We start from the raw sequence: 25,732 nt of genomic DNA, 5'->3' as shown, positions 1-25,732 counted from the left end.
TTTCAAGCGGCGAGGCGCCTCCCCATATCGGCGTCATGACACCGCTTTCGATCCTCGACCTGTCTCTCATCCGCGAAACCGGCAGCGCCGCCGAGGCCCTGTCGGAATCGCGTCTCGTCGCGCAAAGAGCCGAGGCTCTCGGCTTTCAGCGCTACTGGGTTGCCGAGCATCACGGCATGCCAGGCATCGCCTCCGCAGCCACCAGCGTCGTGATTGGCGCTCTGGCCGCCGCGACCCGGACCATTCGGGTCGGCGCTGGCGGGATCATGCTGCCCAACCACGCCCCGCTGGTGATTGCCGAGCAATTTGGCACGCTCGAAGCCCTTTATCCGGGTCGCATCGATCTCGGGCTCGGCCGCGCGCCGGGCTCCGACCAACGGACCTTGCGCGCCCTGCGACGCAACCGGGACGGGGCGGAGCGTTTTCCGCAGGAAGTGCTCGAACTTCTGGCCTATTTCGCAGGCGATGACGCTCAGACGGGCATCACAGCCACACCCGGCGCAGGGACCGATATCCCGGTCTGGCTGCTGGGTTCGTCACTGTTTTCGGCAGAACTTGCCGCCGCGCTCGGTCTGCCCTTCGCCTTTGCTTCGCATTTTGCCCCGCAGATGATGCAAGAGGCCGTTGCGCTCTATCGCGAGAATTTTCGCCCCTCTGCACGCCTAGTAACGCCGCATGTCATGCTTGCGATGAATATCGTCGCCGCAGACACGCATGAGGAAGCCGATTATCTGGCGAGTTCGCGCCGTCTCTATATGGCAGCCCTTCGCCAGGGTACACCGGGCCGCTTCCCCCCTCCGGTTGCCGCACAGAACCTGCCATGGGGGCCGGAAATCAGCCGTCAGTTCGACGAGGTGCTATCGACCAGCCTTGTGGGTACAGTCGATGAAATCGGCGACGGCCTGAGCCGTTTTGTCGAGCGGCACCGCCCTGACGAAATCATGATGGCGCTGCCGATTTACGACCTTGCACCGAGACTGCACGCGCTGGATCTGGCACGAGACGCAGGCAGACGTGCAGGGCTGATGCCCTGAAAATCGGATGAGATTGGTGGCCTGACCGAGAAGATCGGCGATCGTCCCGGCGTCAGGGCGGGCCATTTTCCGGCAATCGGATCGGTCCAGCTGGCTGGCTGGCTGGCTGGCCGCTTGTCCGTCATCCCGCCTGCCAGGATCAAGCCTGTCAGAGCTGCCTGCTTCTGCGTCAGGCTTGGCTCGAAGCCCTGTCTAGCGCGTTCTTGCAACGCACCCCTTGATTCAGATCAAAGATTAACCCGTCATCATGAATTTCGTGACAAGGCGACGCCATGTCAGGACAGATCGAAGGCTTTCATCCTGTTTCCCGCAAGGGCACAGGCGGCGTGAACGATCCCCAGATGGCTCAGCCCCTGCGGTGTGTTGCCCAAATACAGACCCGTCTGCGGATCGATCATCTCGGCGATGATGCCCGTATTTTTGGGCAAGGCATTGAGAAAATCGGCAAACAGCGCTTCGGCCTCCCTCTTCTCCCCCAACAGGGCCAGTGCTTCGACCATCCAGCATGAGCAGGCGAGGAAAGCGCCCTCCTCCCGCTGCATGCCACTATAGCGGTAAAGAAAAGGCCCGCTTCCGAGTTCTTTGCGAATTGCATGAAGGGTCGCGCGCATCCGGTCGTCGCGGTCGAATCCAAAAGGCACGGCAAGAGCGATCGAGGCATCGAGCGCGTCAGTGCCGGGATAAAACAGATAGGCCTGACGCTTCTCCGACCAGCATTCTTGGTCGATCCACGCGACGATCCGGTTTTTTTCACGCGCCCAGCGCGGGGCGCGGTCCTTGGCCAGATGCCCGCGCTCGGCCATCTGACAGGCACGATCGAGCGCCTGCCAGCAACTGATTTTCGACATGGTATAGTGCTGGTCTTCTGTCAGTTCCCAGATACCGGCATCTTTCTGGCGCCAGTGATCGGCGCAGCGATCGGCGAGATCGGCCAGTAGCTGAGCCGTCTTCTGATCGAGCAGATTGCCCCTCGAAACGAAGAGTGCCGCCGTTTCGAAAATATCGCCGTAGATACCGTGTTGATGCTGACGCGATGCCCGATTGCCGCTGACCACCGGCTGGATGCCGCGATAGCCCTCGACCTCGTCGTAGCGCGTCTCATCTTCGACGCGTTGACCGGAAAGCCCGTACATGACGAGCGGTCCTTCCTCACCGAGATGATGCACCAGCCAAGCCAGCGCCGCCTTGACCTCCGCCACGGCGCCCAGACGCAGGAAAGCATTGGCGACATAAGCCGCGTCTCGTATCCAGGCGAAGCGGTAATCCCAGTTCTTGCCATCACGCAGGCGCTCGGGGAGAGACGTCGTGGCCGCCGCCGCGATGGCGCCGCTCGACGAGTAAAGTAATAACTTCAGCGCCAGCGCGCTGCGTCGCACCTGTTCCCGGTAAGGACCGTCATAATGCAGGGCGTTGGCCCAGTTGCGCCAGGCCGCGTCACTGGTCTCGATGCGCCCATCGATCTCCTCGACACCGGGCACGGCGAGGGGCTCGTTTTCTGTTGCGACGAGCGCAATGAGGGCGCGGGTCTTTTCCCCCACCACGATTTCAGCCTCGATGGCCTCGTCTTCCTCTTTCAGGAGACGCATGCTGTCGGAATGGACCAGATGGGCCAGCACGGAGCCGACATGAAAGATCGTGCCGTTCTGGGTCGACTGTATCCAGGGAGCGACAGTGCCGCAGCGTGTGCCTAGACGGAAACGCACGATAAAGGTCATCCGGCCCGACACACCCTCAATCCTGCGGGCAAACTCGGTCCAGGGCAGCCTTCCGGCAAAGGTACTGTTGAGCGAGTCGGTTACGCGCGCCGAGCCATGCTCCGTCTCGATCAGGGTCTCGAGCACATTGCTGTCCTGCCGGTAGCGGCGGGTCGCAGTGAAGGCGCCTACGGGCCGGATCTGAAAAAATCCGCCGGGGCGATGCAGCAGACGGTCGAAGAGAGGCGGTGAGTCGATATTGGGCACGCAAAGCCAGTCGACACTGCCATCGGGCGCCAGAAGCGCCACGCAACGCCCGTCCCCAAGGGCCGCGTAATCCTCGATGGGCCAGAACCCGTCAAGCGGCCCTTCAGGCGAGAGCGCCCTGGCAAGGGCGGGTATCTTGTGCGTCATGGGCGCCTCTCTCGATCTGCCGGCTCAGAGTGCCGTTGGGGCAGATGCAACAATCGAGAGAGGGGGCGGGTTGCGCCCTGCGATTTTTCAGAAGATTTCTATATGGCTCTTGAAGCCAATAAGCGCCTGATTATTCAGCTGTTTCTGCCCACCGGGGTTGAAATAATACTGAAAATCGGGCGCGAAGGTCACGCCGCGCAGAACGTGAATCTGATAGGTCGCTTCGACAACATAGGCACTGGTCTGGGGAAAGAGCGAGCCATTGGGGATGGGCAGGCCCTGCATGGCGTAGAGACGCTGCGAGCGCGTCAGATCGTCGGACACATGCGTCCATGAGAAATTGACGCCGATGCCGTCGAGCGGGCGCGATTTCCAGAATCCGCGATCGAGCACGCCGATCGAGAGCTGATCCGCGCGCGTTGCCGTCTGGGCCTTGTTGAAGTAGGCGGCGCCAATCAGGGTGATGCCGGCATCGGGTGCCTGACCAGGGTGGTGGTAGACCATCTGGTCAACCAGCCCCCAGGCCGCCCAGGCGCCATGCACGTTGCGCGGCTTGAGGCCGCTCAGGGCGAAGGCATTGCCGTTGCCGTCGTAGTAATTGTCCTTATGGTCCGCCGTGTCATAGGCGAAACCTGCCTTGTAGTGGCCCGGCAGCGAATGATCGTGACCGAAACGCGGCTCCCAGATGAATTCGACCGGCATGGCCTCGCCATCGATCGTGGCGCCATTGAACTTGAATCCGGTACGCATCTGCGCGTTACCGTAGATAGCCTGCGTCTGCGTGAAGTAAACGCCGAACTGGAAAATCGTGTTGTCAGTAGGCCTCAGGCGAAAACGGGCCGCCCAGTTCGCATCGGGATAGGAGGCGTGAGCCGTGTTATCGCTCGACGCTTTCGGATTACCGCAGAACGCGTTGTTCATGAAATTGCAGTAAAGCGGATTGGCCGAGAAGTCGGACAGGAAGGACATACGCCCCGCCGCCACATCCAGACGGTCGTTGAAGAGCGATTCCTCACCATAGACATAAACCAGATGGACGACCACATTGCCGCCACCGCCATAGATTTCCTGGCTCGGGTTCAGATTGTCACCGAACATGCGGCTGACAGGAATGCCATAGCGCCCCACTATCACATCATGGGTCGAAAAGCCGGTCCAGCCCGCCAGACGCTCCCAGTCGATATCGTTCTCCATCGAATACTGGCCGGTATTGCTCGCACCCTGACGCAGGCCCAGCCCCTTCGTGGGGGCGGTGATCATACCCGACATTTCATTGGTATTATCGAGCAGAACGGCGATGCCATGCGCGCGCAGCCAGCCATTCACCCCCCAGGGATTGACAAAAATCGCCTCGGGCTTGGGCAGGGGCGCGACGGTCGTATCTTTCTGCACCTCTGACAGCGAGGCCTGGGTCAGTGCCGAGGGCTGCTGCCCGGCATTGACGGCACCATAGGTAGCATTGGCAACCACGGGTGACGGAGACACCTGCGCGAAGGCAGCGCCAGCCATACTCGGCACGGCAAGACAGACGGAAAACAGACGCAGGACGGAAGAAGACAATGTCTGGCTCGAGCTCCCTGTGATCGGATGACAGTCTTTTAAGAAAACCGACAGGTTTTTTGGACCCTACCGGTCATGTTTTTATGCCGCCTGCCCCGCGATTAGGCCACAGCCACGTAAAAAACACCGTTAAATCTGACGTCAAGCAATCATGACAAATTATTTCATGAGGCAAAATCCTATCATAATCGTGAATCTTCGACAGGGGTTCCGATGGTCCCAGAGCCTGAGCGGCGACGATTTGCAGGCCTCGTGGCCTTCGAGAGACAGCGTCGGCCGCGCGCCCGACTGTCAACATGCGGAGGCTCGCCCCGGCCCTGCCACCCTGAGAGTCGGGCTGGAGCGAGAGACCGCCCCTTGTACACGCCTGACCCTGCTCGAGCCGCGTCGCTCCCTCCTTTCGAACAGAGCGCGCGAGAACAGGTCGATTCCAGCTGAGGCATGGGCACTGAGCACCATCTCGAGCTTTTCCCGACTGGCGCGCGCGCAATCGATCGCTACCAGCGCGCGCTCAAGCGCCAGTCGGCCCTCACGATAATGCAGCATCTGAAGGTCGCCCGTTACATTGGGCGGCGGCTCTTTCATTACCCCGGCGAAGATTGTCCGTGGGAGGATGAAAGGACGCTCGCCTCTCTATGGCGCCGTGAGGGTCGACACCCTGCGTACGATAGAATGGCGGAACGGCCTCGACGGGGATGTCGCAGCCCGGCGGATCGTCAATAGCGGCCTGCGCCTGAGCGCATGTCGCATATCATCATAAGCATATCTTCGCATCGCGAAATACTTCGTGTCAGTCACAAAGCATGAAGCATACGCGAATAGTTCGGACTCGTATGCGGAGGGATCAACCCCTCTCACTTTTATCGTCCAGTGAGAGAAAATATACCTGGAGCAACACTGAAACACATCGCCCGCCCTTTGCGTGAGCAAGAGACGGGCGGGTTATTGCTTGGGTCTGCGCGCCTTTGATCGGGGAGGCAATGTGTGCCCCGGCAATTACAGGTCGTAATTCACACGGAAATAGTAATACCCGCCGTTGATGCCGAGCTGCGACGTGCTCATGTAATATTGCGGGGCACCGAGATAGCGATTCCCCTCAGGTACGCGCGTCGGATAGGCCGAGAAGATGTTGTTGCCGCCGATCGTGGCCGTCCAGCGCGGGGTGATGCGATAGCTCACATCCAGATTGGTCGTCCATTTCGGCTTGTTCTGGTATTCCAGAAAATGCGTCGTGCTGAACTGATAGGGGCCGGGTGCATAGTAGGTGAGCTGGTTGGTGGTCTGGCCCCAGCGGATCTCATGCAGACCGACGATCCATTTCGCATGGGTCCAGTTGCCACCGAAAATGATCTTGCTGCGCGGATAGGCCGTCGTGAGATAGGCGATCGAAGCCGCGTTCAGCAACGGTGCACCGGTCAGCGGATTGCTGGCCTGATGAGACAGACGGGTGCGGTTAAGGTTGATCGCCGCATCCCAGTCGATACGCCCGAATGCGCCCAGCTTCGTCAGGTAGGTGACCGTGATATCCAGACCCTGCGTGCGCGTGCTGGCTACATTGCCGAACCAGTTGGCCGTGATCGCGCTCGGGTTCCAGCTATCGATATCATCAGGTAGCGCAAAGCCGTTTAGACGCATCGCGCTCTTGGCCGTCGCGCCCGAGATATTGCCCCCCGGCATGATCCGGTCGCGCATGTTGATCTGATAGATATCGGTCGTCACATGTAGATTGCGGATGGGCTCGACAATGAACCCGCCCTCAGCATTGGTCGAGCGCTCGGGCTTGAGACCAGACGACCCATTGGCAAGCGCACCGGGCGAGCCTGCCCCGATCAGGCCACGCGCCGCAGTCGGCGAGATATTGAGCGCCGAATAGTATTTCTGAGCCAGAGTCGGCGCATGGAATCCGTTGCTGATCGTGCCGCGCAGCGCAATCCGACGCGTGATGTCATAGCGCAGCGAGACCTTGCCGTTCTGGGTGTTGCCAACATCGGTGTAATGCTCGTAGCGCCCGGCGAGATCGAGTTGCAGCCCCTTGGCCAGATAGGTCGAGATATCGAGATAGCCAGCGGCAACGTCGCGGCTGTAATTGCCTGCATTACCGGGGTTCGTGCCCGCCAGCGCATCGGAGCCATTACCATAAAGCGAGTCGGGCGATCCCGTACCGACGGAATAGCCTTCGTAGCGATAAGACGCCCCACCGGCAAAATTCACGCTATGCGGCCAGCCACTGAACTCGAATTTGCGGCTGAAATCGAAATCATTCGTCCATTGCTGGTTATTGAATCCCTGCACGTCGAACGAGGTGGGCGTGCGGCCCGTCGCCTTGTTGATGGAGAGATTGACCGAGTTGATCAGGCCGATATCGTCGTAATCGCGGCCATAGACGCTCGACACATCCCAGTGCCAGCCGCGAAAATCGCCTTTCACACCGGCTTTGAGTTCGAAGTCGTTCTCGTTCAGCGTCTCGACCGGCGAATAACCCCAAGGGTAGATCGCCTTATAGGCCGGATAGGCATTGAGTGACGAGGCCAGACGATAGTTCTGATAGGATTCGGCATGACGATGGGCATAAGTGCCCAATGCGTAGAGCTGGATGGTGTCCGTCAGGTCGTAGCCAGCATTGACGGCAACGCTCTCGCGCGTCTGCTCGGGCTGACTCAGGATGTTGTTCTGATACGTGCCAGAGCGGTTATCAGCGGCGCTGCGATAGGTGTGATCCTGATGCACGAAATCGCCGCTGACATGCACGAAACTGCGCGAGCCGAGCGCCGCGCCGCCATCGAGATAGACGCCCTGCTGGAAGCCGTCACCCTCTGACGTGATGCCCGTAATGTTTTGGGCGTGGAAGCCACGTGCCTGCTTCTTGAGGATGATGTTCACGACACCGGCCACGGCATCCGAGCCATACTGGGCGGAGGCACCGTCACGCAGAATTTCCACATGGTCGATGGCCGACATCGGAATCATGTCGATATCCGACGCCGTCGAGCCCTGCTGCGGGCCGGGGTTGGAATAGATATTGGCCGTGTTGTGGCGACGCTTGCCATCGACCAGAACCAGCGTCTCATTGGGGTTCAGGCCACGAAGACTGATCGTATCCGTCATGGCGCCCGCATCGAAACCGGCGGTCGGGGTGGTCAGCGAGGGCAGCAGCAGCGACAGCGCATCGCGCAACGTACCCTGACCTGTGGCCGCCAGCTGCTTGTGCGAAATGATATCGAGCGGCGCGATGGAATCGCGAGCCTTTTTGCCGATTTCGCGTGTGCCGGTCACGACGATGGCTTCGCTGCCGCCTTCGGCGTCGCCCGCCGTGACCGGGGACGAACGACGTGTGCGCAAGGCGTTGCTTTTGGCGGCTGGAACCTTGGCGGGTTGGCTCTTGACCGATGCAGGTGCGTCAGCCGATGGCACGGCTGCTGTCGTTTGCGCCAAGGCCTCGGCCCCGCAGGACATCAGGCACGTCGTGGCAATGAGGGACAAAGCCCCCTTGCGTGCAACTGATGGCAGGAGAGACCGGGAGCGTACCAACATAATAAACCTTACCAACGATTCAGGATTGGCTTACTCCTCTTTGGTCTGTTGCATATTGTCAACGGAGTGGCTGCTTTTGCGCAACAAATGCCCCGTTCTTGTTGAAAAAATGCAACAGAATTGTTTCACCCTGAGGCGGCGGCGGGTCTTCCATTCGAAAATCGCGGTTTGCCGCTAGTGCAGCCATCACACGAAGCGGCCCGCCATGGGTCACGACCCGGCAGCAAGCCGCCTTTTCCGTGATATCTCGCCAGAAATCGCTGACACGTGCGATGAGCGCCTCGACATTTTCGCCCCCGCCAAGCCTGTAACGAAACGGGTCGGAGGCCCAGTCATCAAGCGCCTCTCTCGGGATAGCGGACCAGTCTTGCCCCTCCCATTGGCCGAAATCCATTTCAAGCAGCCTCTCATCGGTCAGAACAGGGGCTTCCCCCGCCAGAAGCGTGGCGGCGTGCAGGCAGCGTTGCGCAGGTGAGGCATAAACGGCCCCCTCCCCGCTCCATCTTGCGACAAACCTCTCCCAGCCCGGCGCAAGCGGCACATCCTGCCGCCCGTAACACTTTCCGTCAGCCACGAGAACCGGCGGATGGCGCGCCAGAAGAACCGAAAAAGCCGGGCTCACGCCCATCGCGACAGCACATGAAAGAACGTGCCCGACACCAGACCACGCTGCCCGCCTGCTACTCCGAGATCATGACCCTCACCATCCTGCAACCGCGCAAAGGCGGCATCGCTACCGGGATCGGTCACCCGCGCATAATGAAACTCGTGCCCACGCAGCCTCGCGCCTTCCGCCCCCAGGATCGAATGCCGCAAGAGCGTTGCCTGACGATAGCCCAGTGCCATCTTGCGCTTGGCAAAAGAGGTTTCGTGAGACAGAAGGCCGAGCATTTCGTGATCCGTGCCCGTGCTGTCCTCCAGCCCGGCGCCGAGCACCATGAAGCCACCGCATTCTCCATGGATTGGCCGGGTCAGAGCGAAATGGCGCATGCCGTCGCGAAACCGGCTGGCAGACGCCAGGGCGGCAGCGTGCAATTCGGGATAGCCTCCCGGCAGCCAGCAGCAATCGGCGCTTTCATCCGGCCCCTCATTACGCAGCGGCGAGAACGGGAGGATCTCGGCCCCTGCTTCACGCCATTCTTCCGCCAGATGCGCATAGAGAAAGGAGAAGGCGGCGTCGTCAGCCAGCGCTATGCGCTGCCCCGGCGGATTTACGAGTGAGGCCCCTTTGACGCCGGTTGCAGCGATCGGACGCGACAGGGCGAAAATGGCATCCAGATCGAGTTCAGCTTCCGCCTTGCTGGCAAGGGAGTCGAAAAACCCCGCCAGATCGCCCCGTTCACGGGCCTGAACCAGACCCAGATGGCGCTCTGGCAGCACGATTGATCGATCACGCCTGAACACGCCGCATAAAGGCTCTCTCAGCGCGGCGCGACAGAGTTTTTCGTGACGGTCAGAGGCGATGTTGTTCAGAATGACGCCCGCGACAGTGACTGTCTCGTCCCATTGCGACAGCCCCTGCGCGACGGCCCCCACGCTCTGCCCCTGCCCGCTCGTATCCAGCACAAGCAGAACCGGCATGGCAAAATGCGCGGCAATATCGGAGGCCGCACCGCGCTGCCCATCCGGCAACGCAAGACCGTCGAACAGCCCCATCGAGGATTCCACGATCACCAGATCGACCCCCTCCCCGGCGCGGGCAAGACGGGATTCCAATGCCGGCCCGGACATGGCCCAGCTATCGAGATTGGCGCAGGGCACGCCGGAAGCCTCCTGATGAAAGGCTGGGTCGATATAATCCGGCCCTGTCTTCAACGCCCGCACCGACAGACCGCGACGCCGGAAGGCGCTCAGAAGCGCCAGCGTCACGGTCGTTTTACCCGAACCCGAGCGAGGGGCGGCCACCATCAACACACGACTCATGACGGGACTCTCCTTTTGCCGCGCCTCATGACACCAGTATCTGCGACACCGCATTGCGGCGCGGCTGCCAGAGTCCGCGATCGCGCAGAGAGGCGAAACGCCTTTTCATATCCGATAAGGCCTCGGGATTATGGGCTTCGAAAAATGCCAGACATTCCTCGTTTTCGAGCAGGGCAGCAAAAGCCAGATCGATCTGACGATCAAGCCGCGTCGGCAAGGTGGCCGCATAAGCCTCGAGCGCCATGACGCCACGCGAGATTTCTGCCGCGCCGCGATAGCCATGGCGCATCATGCCTGCAATCCAGCGTGGATTGGCCAGCCTGCCACGGGTGATACGCGCCACCTCCTGCGCCACGTCGCGCAGTTTCGGGGTTTCCGGCTGGCTGGTATCGCCGTGTAGCAGCTTCGGCGCATTGCCAAGCAGTGCGGCTGCGGCAGCGAGCCCGCCCTCATGCGCGGCGGTATCGGCGCCTTCGAGCAGATCGGTTTCCGCATGGTCCTGAATATGCAGCACCATTTCGGCGCGACCCAGACGACGACGCAGCCCTTCGGCATCGGCCTGCGCCTCACGCCCGATGCCATAGCTCCATTGCGAGCCGTCCAGATAAAGCTGGCCCAGCTCGTCGCGCGTTTGCCAGTTGCCCTCGGTCAGGGTTGTTTCGATCCCCGTGCCATAGGCGCCCGGCGCTGCGCCGAAAATGCGGGAGGCATCGGGGTCGTGGGTGAGCGGGTTCCACGCCTCGTCTTCCGCACGCGATGCGACGGCACGCGCCGCCTGATCGAACAGATCGATCAGTCCCGGAAAGGCATCACGGAACAGCCCCGAAATGCGCAGGGTGACGTCCACGCGCGGCCGGTCGAGTGTGGTGAGCGGCACGATCTCAAAGCCTGAAATCCGCCCACTCGTTGCATCCCAGAGCGGCTGTACCCCCATGAGCAGGAAGGCCAGCGCCATATCCTCGCCCCCGGTGCGCAGCGTGGCGCTGCCCCAGAGATCGAGAACGAGATGGCGCAGATTGTCGCCTTCTTCCTGCACATGTCGTGCCAGCAGCAGATCAGCGGTCTTGTGCGCCAGAATCAGCGCGGCTCGACTGGGCAACATACGCGGGTCGATGGAGGTGAGATTACGCCCTGTAGGCAACACATCCAGACGCCCGCGCGTGGGCGCTCCGGCGGGTCCGGGCGGCACGAAACGCCCGTCGAGTGCCGCCAGCAGCGCCTGGTTTTCCGCTTGCGGACAGTCATCGAGACGGGAAGTGACGATATCGGGAGCGATCTGCGCCGATTCCGCCAGCATCTCGACCAGCGCGCCATGGCGCGGCGACGGGCAGCCGAACACATGCAGCCCGTCACGTATCTGAAGATCCTTCACATCGCAGAGATAGGCATCGAGACGCGCCAGCGCTTCGGCATCGTCGGTATCGCCGCCTGCCACGCCGCTTTCTGCCAGCACGCCGAGATCCGCGGCCCGATCAAGGATCTGGCGACGCAGCAGCGCGCCGCGCCGACGATCCAGCCCGTCGGCTTCGGCATATTCATCGATCAGCCGTTCGAGACCGGCCATGGCGCTATCGAGCCCGGCGCGCTGAACGGGCGGCGTCATATGGCCGATCATGACCGCGCCCAGCCGCCTCTTGGCCGCGGAAGCCTCACCCGGATTATTGACGATAAACGGATAGACGACAGGCACGCCCCCCAGAAGCACGGAAGGGGCGCAGCTTTCGGAAAGCGCTACCGATTTGCCCGGTAGCCATTCCAGCGTGCCATGCGTGCCCAGATGAATCATGGCTGAAATCGCGCGTGTCGCACGCAGCCAAAGATAGAAACCGATATAGTCGTGGCAGGGTGGCCTATCGGGGTCGTGATACTGCGCCTTGCGCTCGCTCTCCCTGCCGCGCCCCGGTTGCAGCGCCACCACCAGCGCGCCCTGCTCGACAAAACGGGCCTCGATGGGCCTGTCCGGCACGCCCCAGGCGTCGATCACCTTCTGTCGAAATGCCTCGGGTAGCCTGTCGAATAACAGGCAATAAGCGTCAGCCTCGAGAATACGCTGCATCGGCGCGCGGCACAGCGCCCCCGGCAGGGCGGAGGCCTCAAGCGGCGCTATGGCATAGCCTGCTTCATGCAAAAGGGCGGAGATCGCCGCAACGCTGGCAAAGCCATCCAGACCAACCGCATGGGCCGCCTGCCCTTCCGCCCCGGGATAATCGGACAGAACAAGCGCCAGGCGCCTTTCCGCAGGGCTTTGACGCGCCAGGCTGAGCCAGCCCTGCACCTGCTTGACCATGAGCGCGATGCCAGGCGCATAGGCGACGCGTCTCGCAGGCAGACCGGGTGCTGCCTCGTCGCGAAAGGAGATCGGCGCGCCTGTCAGCCGTCCGTCAAGTTCGGGCAAGACGCATTGCATGGCGAGATCGGATTGCGACAATCCCCTGCCGGATTTCTCCCAGGCGGCACGTGTCGCGCTCGGCTGCAGGATCTGCACCACAGGCACCTGTGCGGCCTCGAGCACGGAAGGGGCGCCATCATCACCGCGCGAGGCGAAGAAGGTCGCATTCAGCACGATCTCAGGCGGCTCATCCACCATCCAGTGATCGAGGAAAGGCAGAACACTAGGGGCCCTGAGCGAGGCCACGTAGATTAAGTCGACGCCAAAACCGGCGTCATGAAGCGCGTCCGCCAGCGCGTCGATCCCGCCCAGATCGGCCGCGAGCAGATGGGCGCGGTAAAACACCAGCAACACGCGCCCTGAACGCTCCGTGCCAAGGCGACGATATACGCCCGCCGGTGGCAGAGCTTCTACTGCGGCGCCGTCATCCTCACCCAGCCCGGCAAGCGCGGCCATGAGCGTCAAGGCACAGCGCAGATTACGCGCCCCGCCCTCACGAAACAGCCCGTCGAGACGCTCCCATTGCGCCGCCTCGACCGTGGACAGCGCCTTCAGCGCCGGGTTGGGCGTGGCCTCACCCGTTATGAAGGCCAGAGCAATGCCCCGCGCCCGACAAAGGGCGCGCAGCTCATCCACGCCATAGCGCCAGTATTCCGTACCGCCCAGAAGGCGCACCACCACGCAGCGTGCATGGGCAATCGTCTGTTCGAGATAGAGATCGACCGACATCGGATGACGCAGGCGCGAGAGCGTTGCCACGCGCAGGCTCGGGTCCTGCGCGCCGTGCACATCGCTCAGCCCGAGCAGATCGCTTTCGGAAAAAGACAGAAGAACGAGATCGGCTGGATCATGACCGAGATCCTCGGCCTGAGCCTGACCATCCAGCTCGTGCGATTCCCGAAAGAGAAGATGCATGGGTCAGCCTGCGTCGAAGCTGTGTTTTACGGCAACCGGGTCGAGCCCGTGCAGCCCGATCACCACCAGCCTGCCTTCGCCCTTCGCGGCATTGCCCCATGGTTCGAAAGCATGGCGGATGCGGCTGCCGACCGCCTGAACGCCAAGCCGCAGGGTCTTGCCTGCGATGGGCGCATAGCCCTTCATACGCAGCACGTCATGCGCCAGTGCCACGCGTTCCAGACGGGCTATGAAAGCCTCGACGCTCTCCTGCGCGCCAAGCGGCATGACGAAGCTCGTGAAATCGTCATGCTCATGGTCGTCTGCGCCATCGTGATGGGACGGGCGGGCGGCCAGATCGTCTTCTGCAGCCGCAGAGAGACCGAGCAGCACGGCGGGATCGACCTGGCCTTCGCGAGCACGGATCACACGCACGCGGCGCTGGCGACCCGCAAGGCTTTCTTCCACTTCGGCCAGCGTAGCGTCATCCAGCAGATCGGTCTTGTTCAGCACGACGAGATCGGCGGAATCGAGCTGGTCTTCGTAGACTTCCTCAAGCGGGTTGTCGTGATCGAGCGACGAATCTTCCTCGCGTTGCTTCGCTACAGCTTCCGGGTCATCGGCGAAGCGCCCGGCTGCTACGGCTGGGCCATCGACAACGGTGATGACGCCATCGACCGTCATGCGCGTGCGTACACTTGGCCAGCCGAATGCCTTGAGCAGCGGTTTGGGCAGAGCGAGACCCGAGGTCTCGATCACGATATGCTCCGGCGGCTGCGGCCGGTCGAGCAGCGCCTCCATGGTCGGGATGAAATCATCGGCCACGGTGCAGCACAGGCAACCATTGGTCAGTTCGACGATATCTTCTTCCGGGCAGTTCGGAATGCTGCACCCGCGCAAGGTCTCGCCATCGATGCCGAGCGAGCCGAACTCATTGACGACAATCGCGATGCGCCGCCCGTTCGACTGCTCGATCAGATGACGCAGCAGCGTGGTCTTTCCGGCGCCGAGAAAGCCGGTGATGATGGTGACGGGAATCTTGCTCATGAGACGCTTTCCGAAACGGCGGGTTGCGAGGCGGACGGGCTGCCATTCTGGCCGGGAAATCGCCCGAGAATAATGTCGCGCAGCGTGTCAGGGCGCTTCGAGGGCATGACCGTGCCGGAAGCCGAGCGACCATAGGCCTGCGCATAGGCGAGCAGATCGGACGCCAGAGCCGGGCTGAGACGACCAAGCAGCCATGACCATTTGCCGGGCATGGAGAGGGTGGCCGTGCAGCCCTGCTGACAGGCGGCAAGACAGCGCACCCCCTCGATACGCACGGCTTCAGGCTCTGCCATGGCTGCCAGCGCCTCGTGAAGAGCCTGCCCGCCTGCGCTACAGGTCTGACAGACATGGAAAACAGGTATGGGCTGCGACGTCATGACATTCGGGCTTTCCGCTCACCCCCGACAAGGGCCGAAAACAAGGCGCAGAAATGACTGCCGGCGCAGGCACCGACCCGCCGCATCTCATGAAATGCGGTCTGTCACGATCCGGGCACCCCGCCGGTCCATGAAATCAGCGATATGACGGCAGGTCTCCTGGCTCGTGATGCCGGTTGCCCGAGATCCTGCCCCCTTCCCGGAAAACTTCCAGTGGGATCGCGGCAGGATTTGCACATCACCTACAGTTGCGGGGGCAGCGCGGGACTTGAGCCTTTCAGCACGCACCCGCTTCCCTTTTCACCCCTTGCAGGGCACCGTCATGCCCGTAATAGCAGGTTTCGACGGCGCCGTGCAAAATGGGAAGATCGAGTGGCAGCTCTCAGAATGCGATTGAAACATCCTGTTCTGCGAGGAAGATCGTACGAAACAAATATGGAACCTAGTGAAAATCGAAATCCTTGGGGTGGTTCTCAAGGCTCCCGTTTAGCGCTGCGAAAAGAACGGTTTTCCCATCGATGGATAAATCATCCGGAACATTGAACCATGTAAGTGTTTGATTTTCGCTGGCCGCATCATATTTAGACAGAACTACAGACATCTCGCGTGTCTTGGGAGAAAAAAGCATAGCCACGCTTTCGCTAGCGCAGTCATGTGGCTTGCATGAGGTTAAAACCAGATATTTTTTCGATCCAATCATGATCTCTCGACTTGGCGAGTCAGTTCCCCCTCTTTTTACCCAAGCTGGAAGATGGCGTGTACCCAGCATCTTCTGGAAATAGGATTGCGTCATACTGCCATTTGCCAGTTCGCTTATCGTAAGAGAGCCTTCCGCGTGGGCAGGCGCACCGAAAAACAGAAGGGTTACGACAGACAGAAAAGCTGCGGGATTTCTCTTGGTCATTTTCTTCTCATTATTCTACAGTTCGATTGTCAGTATTCGATTGTCAGTAATTGATCCGGGCGATCTTCGAAGAACCTAGCCCGACCGATGCCGAGGCAGGCACTTCCTTTGCTTTTTAGCAGGATTATAGACACAACGATGCTTACTGGCATTGAGACGACCGAATGCCGCATGCACTACATGACGTGCCTCCAGATACGATGGAATGGCGTGAGCTTTTACCGTATTGGCCCAGGCATTGCCATTCGATCCAAGACCAAATAGCAGAGCTATAAAAAGATATTTCCCGATCTTTTTCATCTATAACCTCCATCTGATATTTATTGGCCTGATACGGCTATATTTCCCTGGACCCGGAGAGGTATTCCAACATTACGGGTTTGGGTACCATGCCCCCTCCCGTTCCCCAGATCAGATGTAAAGGGACGGTGTCATGCTGATCGAACGGCCGTTCCCGGTGTTCGAACACTCCCGCATCCAGCGCCCTGTAAGGGCCGACCATGCCAGCCAGCGCTGACGGCTCGAGGAAAATATTTTCTGTCTCATACAGCGATATGAGAAGATCGTATAAAACCTGATCGTTGACGGTATAAATACCATCCAGAAGATGGCTCATCATCTGGCCAACGAAACCGGAGGGGCGCCCAACTGCGAGACCGGACGCTCCCGTCTTATTGTCTACGCCGATATCGTTCACACAAATATCGTGATGCAATCCTGTATGCATACCCAAAAGCATAGACGGGGAATGAGTAGGTTCCGCCCAGAAACATCTGACATGATCCCCGAAGGCAAGCTTGAGCCCTAATGTTACACCGCCCGGCGCGCCGCCAACACCGCAGGGCAAGTAAACAAAGAGCGGATGTCGTTCGTCCACTGAGTGTCCCAGTTGTGTCAGCTGCTCTTTCAGGCGGAGGCCAGCGACAGCATAACCCAGAAACAATAAGCGGGAATTTTCGTCATCCACGAAATACGAACCTGGTATATCCCCCGAAAGACGGCGGCTTTCGGCTACCGCACTACTGTAATCTCCCGAATGCTCGATGATATTAACGCCGCGCTCAACGAGTAATGTCTTCTTCCATGCGGTCGCCTCCTCAGACATGTGAACATTAACCTCGAATCCCAACGCCCGTCCTATTATCCCGATAGCCAGCCCGAGATTACCCGTCGATGCTACCGCTATACTGTGCGCAGAGAAGAAGTCGCGAAACTTACGAGTCGAGAAAATGCGATAATCATCGGATTCAGATAAAATCCCAGCACTCAAGGCGAGGCTCTCCGCATGAGAAAGTATCTCGTAAATACCGCCTCGTGCTTTTATCGATCCCGCAATCGGTAGATGGCTATCCATCTTAAGGAAAATGTGCCCCGGTATCTCCCTATCGAATTTTTTATTCATGTGATTTTGCATATTTTTTAGAGGTTCGATAGCCGACTCAATGATTCCTCCTTTGCTCGCGGCGTCCGGAAAGTTGTCCAGAATATATCCAGAAAACTTCTCCATTCTTAAACGGGCATTCTCGACGTCTTGCATGGTAACTTCGACGCCGGACAATCCGTTACCTACTGGAACTCTGCCGGGATTTTTCCAAAACACCTCTTCATATCTCTGCAAAGGCAATACGAGAGGATATTTTTCCCCGATATCGGAGGAATATTCATGAGACATGCGCGTATCCTTCCAGAGACTATTGCCATGGAAAATAACCATCGGAATTTTGCAAATTCGACGTCTTTATCAGAGATTTTCTCAATCTAATCGCCAGATTGTTCGTGAATCCAGTCTAGAAATACTCTTAATCTGGCAGATCTTTCTACTTTTTTTGGATATACGGCATAATAACCATAGTTGCTTATACTCACAAAATCGCCAAACGGCGTAATCAGATCACCAGACGCAATCGAGGACCTGACGATACGTTCTCGCCCCATCGAAATACCAGCATGGTTGACCGCTGCGAGCGCGCATAGACCCGCGTTGTCAAATTTCATTACGTGGCGTGGTTCAGGCATTTGTAGAGATTTTGCTCTGAGCCATAATTGCCATTCTGCGTCTGACGTGGCGTTATCCCACGCCGCGGCATCAAAGAGAATCGTACATTTGGATATCTCATCGATATTCCCGGACAAACGCATTTCATCATAGTATTTTGAGCTGCAAACCGGAGCCATACTTTCCTTCATGAATAGCTCACTATTCATATCCTGATATATGCCGTCGGAGTAAGTAAGAATAACATCAGATTCGTACCTGATGTCTTCAATAGGCGCGTTTCCAACTTTTATATCGAGCATGAGAGACGGATTTTTACTTTGTAATTTATGAATTCTCGGTATCAGCCAGAACCCTGCCAGTGACGGCCTTACATAAAGACGCAGTCGTCCGGATACCTTGCTCAGCGCGCTATCCTGTATGGCACTGGCTATCTGCGTAAACGATATCTTCAGGACGTCGAATATGCGTGACCCGTCTTCTGTCAGTTGAACCCGCCGCGGGTACCGATCGAAAAGCTTGATTTCGATCTCTCTTTCAAGATTTGAAATTCTGTGGCTCAAGGCACTACTCGTCAGGCATAATTCATCTGCAGCTTGCTTGAAGCTCAGATAGCGCGCCACCACATAGAATGCGTATAGATTGGAATATGTGGATATACTTATCGGTCTTCCATCCAGCCTATTTGAAATACTCGATCCATCCAACATTTCCGACCTCAAACAAAAATTATTTATTATATTAAAGACTTACTGTGTACAGGATGGAGTTTTTGACTGGCGTCTCATCATCAATCGGGGTTTAGGCGCCCGAGATTGCTGCTATTAACTGATAGATTACAATCGGAAGCATGGTAAAGAAAATTACCATCGAGCCAAAAATAAAATACATGGCACAGCTCCCCTTTCTCAATGTGGAAATATCGATTTCCTTTATCGAGTTAACAGATAAAATCACGTTTTTGAATATGGTGCCCATTTTTACGCTCCATTTACCGCCAAGAAAACAAGTATCCCAATTGGGACACATAATAGAAAAATTTTCATATTGATCTCCTACCTGCTCAGGATACAATTCCGAGTATTGGAGACAAGCGAGATTTTTAGAACATATGGGTGTTAAAATCTCATTCATCTCCTCCATCACTCTCGTGAGAAAGCCATCAAAGGGTGGCCGTAAAGAGCCGGGAGACGTTACTCAAAGACGCACCGCTATAATTCATATAATGATAAGTAAATTATTCCTTATTCTAATAACTATATTGAATATCTCTGATTTTCGTAATTTTCTATCAGCCATTAGAAAGTATTACTTATCCTCGGTTTAAAAACGTTGGCGCCAACTCGGCTGCCCGTACGCGCATCTGTCACATGCGTTGTCACCTGTCTGGTAGATGCGACTCAAAGCATGCGGTAGCGTCGAGCATCGCATTATTTCCATCTTGAAACATCATGTCTGCCTCCGACATCATGACGACAAGAGCCCATGATACGAACGAGGGATGACCCCCATGCCACATCTTCTCGTCGTCGATGACGATCAGGATATCCTGACGCTGTTGACCAGCTTTCTACGCAAGCACCAGTACCGCGTCTCTACGGCGGAAGATGGGGAGGCCATGTTTGCCCTGCTTGAGGCCCAGCCGGTCGATCTGGTGATTCTCGATATCATGCTCAGGAATGAAGACGGATTCAGCCTCTGTCAGCGCCTGCGCGCCACATCGCGCCTGCCTGTCATCATGCTCTCCGCCATGGCCGATCATACCGATCGCATAGTGGGGCTGGAAATCGGCGCGGATGACTACCTGACCAAGCCCTTCGACCAGCGCGAATTGCTGGCGCGCGTCAAGGCTGTCCTGCGGCGTACCGCCGACCCCGTTACCCCGGCCTCCCCCTCGACACGACCGGTTCTGTGTTTCGGGGGCTGGCAACTCGATGTAGCCCGCCGGGAACTGCGTTCGAGTGAGAATGCGCTTGTCATGCTGTCAGGCGGTGAATTCGACCTGCTGCTTTCTTTTGCCGAACATCCACAGCGTGTGCTCACGCGCGACCAGCTCATGGATATGGCGCGCGGCCCCGATCATGCCGCTTTCGACCGCAGTATCGACGTGCAGGTCAGCCGCCTGCGTCACAAGCTAGAAAACGACCCCAAAAACCCGAGCCTCATCCGCACGGTACGGAATGGCGGTTACATGTTCGCCACAACGGTCAAACGCTCATGACGAAAAAACAGTTTCTTGACGATACGATCACGCGCCGCCTGATCGTCACCGTGGCTCTGGCCGCCGGGGTCACGCTGCTGTTGCTCGAACTCTTTTTCCTGTTCGGCGGCCGCTGGACCAAACCCGACATCCAGGAGACGGGGCTTCCCGGCCAGGTGGCCACGGTCATTCGCATGACAGAGGCCGCCCCTGCTGCCTCTCGCCCGGCCCTGACTCAGGCAGCGGCAACCGATCAACTGCGTTTCGGATGGTATGCTCCCGGTTCGCTCATTGCCAAAGCCCTGCGCGAAGGCGACTACCGCGCTGCTGAGATCGATCAAGGCTGGGCCTTTCTCAAGCCCTATCTTGCCCGTCGCCCCGAAAAACTCGCCGTATTTCAGGAAGATAATCCGGTCTCGCAACTGCCCGGCCTGCCCTATGACCGCACAGTTTTTCATGATGCCTATTTCGCCGCAGTGCAATTCGACGACGGAAGCTGGATTTTATGCATCGCGCTTCAGCGTTTCTGGGGGCTGTATGCTTTTGAACGTTTCTGCCTCGAAGCCGTATTGCTGAGCCTCTGGATCATCGCGGTTTCGGCCATCGCCTCACGCCAGTTGTCGCGCCCGATCGAGCATCTGGCTCATGGAGTACGCAATCTCGGAGCTCAGCCCCGTCTCGTGCCTTTGAGCGAATCAGGCCCGCGTGAAATCAGGCTGGTGGCGGAAACGATCAACGCCATGCAGGCGCAGATACGCAAATTCGTGACCGACCGCACAACCATGCTGGCGGCCATTTCTCATGATCTGCGTACGCCTCTCACGCGCATCCGCCTGCGCGGCGAATTCATCGACGATACGGGCCAGCAAAAATTGCTTTTCCGCGATGTCGACGAAATGCAGGCCATGATCGACGGGGCGCTGTCGTTTTTTCGCGATGATGCCGCGCGCGAGGAAAACACGATGTTCGATCTGTCGAACCTGCTCCAGACCATCGCTTACGATTACGGCGATCAGGGTCACGACGTACGCTTCAGTGGGCCGGTTCGAACCGGTTATAATGGACCGCCTTACGCACTACGACGCGTCTTTGCCAATCTTGTCGAAAATGCCATAAAATACGCCACACCGCCTGAAATAGTATTGGCCCCGGGTCCGGATGGCAGCGTCAAGATCATCGTCAGGGATGATGGGCCTGGCCTGCCCGAGACGGCAGTGCACACGGTGTTCGAGCCCTATTTCCGTCTCGATAAATCGCGTAACCGCCAGACGGGCGGTGTCGGACTTGGCCTGACCTCCGCGCGCAACATCATTCGCGCGCTGGGCGGCGATATCGCGATGCAGAACCGCGACGGCGGCGGACTCGATGTCTGTGTCTCCCTACCCGGGCCGCGCTAAATCGTCCTTTATTTCAGTCCGAACACAGTCGGGACATCACCCCGAAAAATCAGGACGGCAGAAAGGCGGCATCAGACGCAGCTCCATGCCGGGCTTCGTTTTCCCTCTTTCAGGAGATGCCCGTCATGCCCCCTCATTTTTCGCTCTTCGCCCGCCCGTCGTCACGAGGCTTCTTTCTACCCCTCATACTGTCCTGCGCTGGAGCATTGGCCCTCTCCGGGTGTGCAGGGCAGAAAACAACCCAGACGGGCTTCATCGCCCCACAGACCTACGCGCAGATGGTCCATCCCAAAGGGCACGCGGACGATCTCGTCTATATCGCACCCGGGTTGCAGCCGGGAGCGTATCGTTACGCGGTGATCGACCCCGTTCTCTGGCACCCCGTCAACAAGGCGCCGGTGCTGAGACCCGAAGTTCAGGCACGCATGACGGAGGCCTTCGAAAGCGAACTGCGCAAGACACTGAAAGAAGATTTCCAAATTCTACCCGTAGGCCCGTTAGCCACAGCGACTTCCGGCGCGTTTTCTGCTGGTACTTTTCCCCCGGGTACACTCAGGATCAGTGCGGCCATCACCAATCTGCGCCGCAGCAAATGGTATTATAATGCTTTACCGATCGTAGCCGGCTTCGCCGCAGGGGCAGCCGGTGGCGGCTTGCCGCCCATTCCGCCCCCGGCACCCGGCGGCGCAAGCGAGGAATTGCTGGCAACCGATGCCATGACCGGAGCGCCGGTTCTGGCGATTGCGACCTATAATAACGGCATGCCTTGGAACATGGTCGGGCAGTGGCTGCCCTATGCTCATGCACGACGTGCCTTCCATCTGGCGGCGCTGCTGATGAAAGAGGAAGTACACAAGACCGGACTTGCCTCAGCCTCTCCTGCACAGCCTGCCTGGAAGAGCCCCACATGAGCCCTCTTCGCCTCGCCTTGCGTCGTCACTGGCCCTTGCTCGGCCTGTTTGTCGACCGCCACGCCCTGATGGCCGTTGAGACCTGTCTCGCGGTGATTTTTAGCCCGCGCCCCAATGCCGGCAATGGCAAGGAACAGTAAAGCCGGCCGGTCAAACGCAATATAGCCATCCGCAATAATGCAGAGCCCCTGGCCGGTGTTTGTAATGTGAAAGAACGTTATCAACCAGCCAGGCACTAAATGCGGCCATGACGCGCTTATGAGGCGCAACACCCGAAGGCTGAACGAGATTCATCTGATCGAACATCGCGCCGAACAAGGGGAATTCTGCATGTGGGGCAGGTGGCAGAGCGTCCGGCATGTGGTGCCTCAAACGTATAGAGCATTGCTAAGACAGCAATAGTGACGAGTCGGTTTGCGAAACCAAGGCCGTTTCTCGGGGTAAAGCTACGTCAATAACGACGCCAGGTCCCGCGCTGCTCGGTGCTGTCGCTCATCAGAAAACATGCCATCAATCACGTTTTCGAGATCGTCTACATTCGTTATTTGTAACATCTAAATGATATGATTATATCATAACATGTGACGATTCGTGAGCGGCCCATGCACCGCGAGACCTCACAAGACGCCCTGGAGGGACAATAGCTGTTTACCCGCCGATGAAAATCTTCATCCGGCTCGTTCTCTGTTCGTCATGATGCCGGATCGGACCGGTCGAGCATGACGAAAATCCCCTATTTGCCCTTCGCAGTACAGCAAGAATGTGAAGGGCCATTTCCTGGACATTTCGCGCCATGACCAAAATCCGTACTGGCCTCGTCTCCGCTTTCCTGGCCACGACCTGTCTTTTCGGTCTCGTAACGCCCGACAGGGCGACGGCACAGGATAAACCCGTCGTGGGCATCGCCATGCCTACCAAATCTTCCGCCCGCTGGATTGCGGATGGCAACAACATCGTCAAAACCCTCCAATCGAGAGGCTATCGTACCGATCTTCAATATGCAGATGACGATATTCCTAATCAGGTCTCCCAGGTCGAGAACATGGTTGCCAAAGGCGACAAGGTGCTGGTCATCGCGGCAATCGATGGGACGACGCTGTCGGACACCTTGCACAAGGCGGCGCAGCGCGGGGTCAAGGTCGTGGCCTATGATCGCCTCATTCGCAACTCGCCAGACGTCAGCAATTACGCCACGTTCGACAACTTCCAGGTGGGCGTGCTTCAGGCCAGTTCCCTGACCAAGGCCCTTGGCCTGCCAGAGGCAAAGGGGCCGTTCAATATCGAGCTTTTCGGTGGCTCACCTGACGACAACAACGCCTATTTCTTCTTCAACGGCGCCATGTCCGTGCTCAAGCCCTATCTCGACAGTGGCAAGCTGGTGATCCCTTCCGGTCAGAAGACCATGGAGAAGGTATCCACCCTGCGCTGGGACGGGTCGACCGCCCAGGCACGCATGGATAACCTGCTGAGCGCCTATTACACCGATCGCCATCTCGATGCCGTTCTCTCACCCTATGACGGCATTTCGATCGGCATCATCTCGTCGCTCAAAGGCGTCGGCTATGGCAGCGGCGATACGAAAATGGCCTATGTGAGCGGCCAGGACTGCGAAATTCCTTCGGTCAAATCGATCATGGCAGGCGACCAGTATTCGTCCATTTTCAAGGATACGCGCAGACTGGCATCGGTAACGGCAGACATGGTCGATGCCATGCTGGCAGGCAAGACCGTCCCGGTGAACGACACCAAATCATACAATAACGGCGTGAAAATCGTCCCGGCCTATCTGCTGACGCCAGTTGTGGTCACCAAGGCCAATATCCGCCCGACCCTGATCGATAGCGGCTATTACACCGCAAGCCAGCTCGAGTAGCGCCATGAACCCGATCCTTGAAATGCAAAACATCGCGAAACGGTTCGGCCCCGTTACAGCATTGAGCGATGTCAGTTTCTCTGTAGAGCCGGGCGAAATCCACGCGCTTTGCGGCGAGAACGGCGCAGGTAAATCCACGCTCATGAAAATCCTGAGCGGGGTCTACCCCGCCGGGAGTTTTGACGGCAAAATCGTTTTCGACAGTGAAGAACGCCGCTTTGCCGATATCAACAGCTCGGAAGCGCTGGGCATTATTATCATCCATCAGGAGCTGGCGCTGATCCCGCTGCTCTCGGTGCAGGAAAACATTTTCATCACTCATCCACCCGGTCGCTGGGGTGTAATCGACCGCGATGCGGCCAGAATTCGCGCCCGCGACCTGATGAGTCAGGTAGGTCTGACCGAAGACCCGGAGACTCTGGTCACCCATCTCGGCGTCGCCAAGCAGCAACTGGTGGAAATTGCCAAGGCGCTTTCGAAAAAGGTCCGTCTGCTTATTCTCGACGAACCGACAGCCAGCCTCAATGAGCGCGACAGCGCGGCCCTGCTCGACCTTCTTCTGGCCTTCAAGGCGGAAGGGCTTTCTTCGATCCTGATCTCTCACAAGCTCAACGAGATCTCACGCGTTGCAGATCGCATCACCGTGCTGCGCGACGGGCGCAGCGTCGGCACGATCGATTGCCGCAGCGGCCCGGCAGATGAGGACGAGATCATCCGCCTGATGGTCAACCGCGACCTCGAACATCGCTATCCCTCCCACACACCACAGATCGGAGAGACGCTGATGGCGGTGGAGGACTGGTCGGCCTGGCATCCGCTTCACCCCGACAGGCAGGTCATTCGCAATGTCGATTTTCACGTCAGCGCGGGTGAGATCGTCGGCATTGCCGGGCTGATGGGCGCTGGGCGCACAGAATTCGCCATGAGCCTGTTCGGCCGCTCCTACGGCACACGCATCAGCGGGCGTGTGACCATGCGCGGCAAACCTGTCGATGTCTCGACCGTCAGCCGCGCCATCGATGCGGGGCTCGCCTATGTTACCGAAGACCGAAAGGAGCTTGGGCTGCATCTGAATAACGAGATTCGTCACAACATATCGCTCGCCGAACTGCGCGGCATCGCGAAAAACGGCGTGATCGATGAAATTGCCGAATTGCGTATCGCTCAGGATTATCGCGACAAGATGCGTATCCGCTCGCCAAACGTGCAACAGATGGCGGGCAAGCTTTCTGGCGGCAATCAACAGAAAGTCGTGCTGTCGAAATGGCTTTTCACCAATCCCGATGTGCTTATTCTCGATGAACCGACACGCGGGATCGATGTGGGGGCGAAATACGAGATCTACGCCCTGATCCAGCAAATGGCCGATAGCGGCCGTGGCTGCGTGGTGATCTCTTCCGAAATGCCCGAACTCCTCGGTATCTGCGATCGTATCTGCGTCATGAACGAAGGGCGTTTCGTGGGCGAGTTCTCTCGCGAGGACGCGACGCAGGAAAAGATCATGCGCGCGATTATCCACAGCACAAGCGCTTCCCTTCCCATTTCCTCCATACCCAGCGAGGCGACAAACCTCGCCATGGGAGTGTGA

At 58.5% G+C, this 25,732-nt stretch carries 18 protein-coding genes and 1 riboswitch; of the genes, 7 read left to right on the top strand and 11 right to left on the bottom strand.

What is annotated here, in order from left to right:
• The first annotated feature begins 35 nt into the window (after positions 1-35).
• The gene (locus ABHV46_RS11955) at positions 36-1,034 is read left to right on the top strand and encodes an LLM class flavin-dependent oxidoreductase (RefSeq protein ID WP_438381645.1); all 999 of its coding nucleotides are present in this window, start codon (positions 36-38) and stop codon (positions 1,032-1,034) included.
• Between the two features lie 275 nt (positions 1,035-1,309).
• Here ABHV46_RS11955 and ABHV46_RS11950 read toward each other — a convergent pair whose 3' ends face one another.
• The 11 genes from ABHV46_RS11950 to ABHV46_RS11900 form a co-directional block, all read right to left on the bottom strand.
• Positions 1,310-3,142 (bottom strand): glycoside hydrolase family 15 protein, encoded by a 1,833-nt coding sequence (locus ABHV46_RS11950; protein WP_438381644.1) that lies wholly within the window; start codon positions 3,140-3,142, stop codon positions 1,310-1,312.
• 87 nt (positions 3,143-3,229) lie between these two features.
• A complete protein-coding gene (locus tag ABHV46_RS11945) occupies positions 3,230-4,702 on the bottom strand; it encodes a carbohydrate porin (RefSeq protein ID WP_438381643.1) in 1,473 nt (490 codons plus the stop codon).
• A 996-nt stretch (positions 4,703-5,698) separates the two neighbouring features.
• The gene (locus tag ABHV46_RS11940) at positions 5,699-8,155 is read right to left on the bottom strand and encodes a TonB-dependent receptor plug domain-containing protein (RefSeq protein WP_438381642.1); all 2,457 of its coding nucleotides are present in this window, start codon (positions 8,153-8,155) and stop codon (positions 5,699-5,701) included.
• Positions 8,156-8,291: 136 nt separating this feature from the next.
• Positions 8,292-8,861, bottom strand: a complete 570-nt coding sequence (locus ABHV46_RS11935) for a histidine phosphatase family protein (protein WP_438381641.1) — start codon at positions 8,859-8,861, stop codon at positions 8,292-8,294.
• Positions 8,852-10,156 carry a cobyrinate a,c-diamide synthase gene (locus tag ABHV46_RS11930; RefSeq protein ID WP_438381640.1) on the bottom strand — a complete coding sequence of 435 codons (1,305 nt, stop codon included), beginning with the start codon at positions 10,154-10,156 and terminating at the stop codon, positions 8,852-8,854. Before ABHV46_RS11930 ends, ABHV46_RS11935 begins: the two co-directional genes overlap by 10 nt.
• A 25-nt stretch (positions 10,157-10,181) precedes the next feature.
• A complete protein-coding gene (cobN, locus tag ABHV46_RS11925) occupies positions 10,182-13,460 on the bottom strand; it encodes a cobaltochelatase subunit CobN (RefSeq protein WP_438381639.1) in 3,279 nt (1,092 codons plus the stop codon).
• Positions 13,461-13,463: 3 nt separating this feature from the next.
• Positions 13,464-14,486: a cobalamin biosynthesis protein CobW gene (gene cobW / locus ABHV46_RS11920; protein ID WP_438381638.1), complete on the bottom strand. Its 1,023-nt coding sequence runs from the start codon at positions 14,484-14,486 to the stop codon at positions 13,464-13,466.
• A complete protein-coding gene (locus ABHV46_RS11915) occupies positions 14,483-14,863 on the bottom strand; it encodes a DUF1636 domain-containing protein (RefSeq protein WP_438381637.1) in 381 nt (126 codons plus the stop codon). The genes cobW and ABHV46_RS11915 overlap by 4 nt, the downstream gene beginning before the upstream one ends.
• Positions 14,864-14,995: 132 nt before the next feature.
• Positions 14,996-15,200, bottom strand: a riboswitch (cobalamin riboswitch).
• Between the two features lie 105 nt (positions 15,201-15,305).
• Positions 15,306-15,767, bottom strand: coding sequence for an Ivy family C-type lysozyme inhibitor (ivy, locus tag ABHV46_RS11910; protein WP_438381636.1), 462 nt, complete (start codon positions 15,765-15,767; stop codon positions 15,306-15,308).
• Between the two features lie 337 nt (positions 15,768-16,104).
• Positions 16,105-17,439, bottom strand: coding sequence for a D-serine ammonia-lyase (locus tag ABHV46_RS11905; RefSeq protein WP_438381635.1), 1,335 nt, complete (start codon positions 17,437-17,439; stop codon positions 16,105-16,107).
• A gap of 86 nt (positions 17,440-17,525) precedes the next feature.
• Entirely contained in the window at positions 17,526-18,386 is an 861-nt protein-coding gene (locus ABHV46_RS11900; protein WP_438381634.1) for a LysR substrate-binding domain-containing protein, read from the bottom strand.
• A gap of 878 nt (positions 18,387-19,264) precedes the next feature.
• Between ABHV46_RS11900 and ABHV46_RS11895 the strand changes: the two genes are divergently transcribed.
• The 6 genes from ABHV46_RS11895 to mmsA all read left to right on the top strand — a co-directional run bounded on the left by ABHV46_RS11895 (position 19,265) and on the right by mmsA (position 25,732).
• Entirely contained in the window at positions 19,265-19,984 is a 720-nt protein-coding gene (locus tag ABHV46_RS11895) for a response regulator (protein WP_336946748.1), read from the top strand.
• Positions 19,981-21,360, top strand: a complete 1,380-nt coding sequence (locus ABHV46_RS11890) for an ATP-binding protein (RefSeq protein WP_438381633.1) — start codon at positions 19,981-19,983, stop codon at positions 21,358-21,360. The genes ABHV46_RS11895 and ABHV46_RS11890 overlap by 4 nt, the downstream gene beginning before the upstream one ends.
• A 125-nt stretch (positions 21,361-21,485) precedes the next feature.
• On the top strand, positions 21,486-22,271 hold the full coding sequence (locus ABHV46_RS11885) for a DUF3313 family protein (protein WP_438381632.1): 786 nt from the start codon (positions 21,486-21,488) through the stop codon (positions 22,269-22,271).
• The gene (locus ABHV46_RS11880; protein ID WP_438381631.1) at positions 22,268-22,411 is read left to right on the top strand and encodes a hypothetical protein; all 144 of its coding nucleotides are present in this window, start codon (positions 22,268-22,270) and stop codon (positions 22,409-22,411) included. The genes ABHV46_RS11885 and ABHV46_RS11880 overlap by 4 nt, the downstream gene beginning before the upstream one ends.
• Positions 22,412-23,064: 653 nt before the next feature.
• Positions 23,065-24,144 (top strand): multiple monosaccharide ABC transporter substrate-binding protein, encoded by a 1,080-nt coding sequence (gene chvE / locus ABHV46_RS11875; RefSeq protein WP_438381630.1) that lies wholly within the window; start codon positions 23,065-23,067, stop codon positions 24,142-24,144.
• 4 nt (positions 24,145-24,148) lie between these two features.
• The gene (gene mmsA / locus ABHV46_RS11870; protein WP_438381629.1) at positions 24,149-25,732 is read left to right on the top strand and encodes a multiple monosaccharide ABC transporter ATP-binding protein; all 1,584 of its coding nucleotides are present in this window, start codon (positions 24,149-24,151) and stop codon (positions 25,730-25,732) included.

Source organism: Asaia sp. BMEF1, assembly GCF_051628905.1.
Taxonomy (GTDB): Bacteria; Pseudomonadota; Alphaproteobacteria; order Acetobacterales; family Acetobacteraceae; genus Asaia.
This window is presented reverse-complemented; position numbering and strand designations above follow the sequence as displayed.

Bases quoted from the DNA above. Each gene is read 5' to 3' on its own strand.
- ABHV46_RS11890 (WP_438381633.1), top strand. From the start codon at position 19,981: ATGACGAAAAAACAGTTTCTTGACGATACGATCACGCGCCGCCTGATC.
- ABHV46_RS11940 (WP_438381642.1), bottom strand. From the start codon at position 8,155: ATGTCCTGCGGGGCCGAGGCCTTGGCGCAAACGACAGCAGCCGTGCCA.
- ABHV46_RS11880 (WP_438381631.1), top strand. From the start codon at position 22,268: ATGAGCCCTCTTCGCCTCGCCTTGCGTCGTCACTGGCCCTTGCTCGGC.
- ABHV46_RS11935 (WP_438381641.1), bottom strand. From the start codon at position 8,861: ATGGGCGTGAGCCCGGCTTTTTCGGTTCTTCTGGCGCGCCATCCGCCG.
- ivy (WP_438381636.1), bottom strand. From the start codon at position 15,767: ATGACCAAGAGAAATCCCGCAGCTTTTCTGTCTGTCGTAACCCTTCTG.
- ABHV46_RS11955 (WP_438381645.1), top strand. From the start codon at position 36: ATGACACCGCTTTCGATCCTCGACCTGTCTCTCATCCGCGAAACCGGC.
- ABHV46_RS11930 (WP_438381640.1), bottom strand. From the start codon at position 10,156: ATGAGTCGTGTGTTGATGGTGGCCGCCCCTCGCTCGGGTTCGGGTAAA.
- mmsA (WP_438381629.1), top strand. From the start codon at position 24,149: ATGAACCCGATCCTTGAAATGCAAAACATCGCGAAACGGTTCGGCCCC.
- ABHV46_RS11905 (WP_438381635.1), bottom strand. From the start codon at position 17,439: ATGTCTCATGAATATTCCTCCGATATCGGGGAAAAATATCCTCTCGTA.
- chvE (WP_438381630.1), top strand. From the start codon at position 23,065: ATGACCAAAATCCGTACTGGCCTCGTCTCCGCTTTCCTGGCCACGACC.
- ABHV46_RS11915 (WP_438381637.1), bottom strand. From the start codon at position 14,863: ATGACGTCGCAGCCCATACCTGTTTTCCATGTCTGTCAGACCTGTAGC.
- ABHV46_RS11885 (WP_438381632.1), top strand. From the start codon at position 21,486: ATGCCCCCTCATTTTTCGCTCTTCGCCCGCCCGTCGTCACGAGGCTTC.
- ABHV46_RS11950 (WP_438381644.1), bottom strand. From the start codon at position 3,142: ATGACGCACAAGATACCCGCCCTTGCCAGGGCGCTCTCGCCTGAAGGG.
- cobW (WP_438381638.1), bottom strand. From the start codon at position 14,486: ATGAGCAAGATTCCCGTCACCATCATCACCGGCTTTCTCGGCGCCGGA.
- ABHV46_RS11895 (WP_336946748.1), top strand. From the start codon at position 19,265: ATGACCCCCATGCCACATCTTCTCGTCGTCGATGACGATCAGGATATC.
- cobN (WP_438381639.1), bottom strand. From the start codon at position 13,460: ATGCATCTTCTCTTTCGGGAATCGCACGAGCTGGATGGTCAGGCTCAG.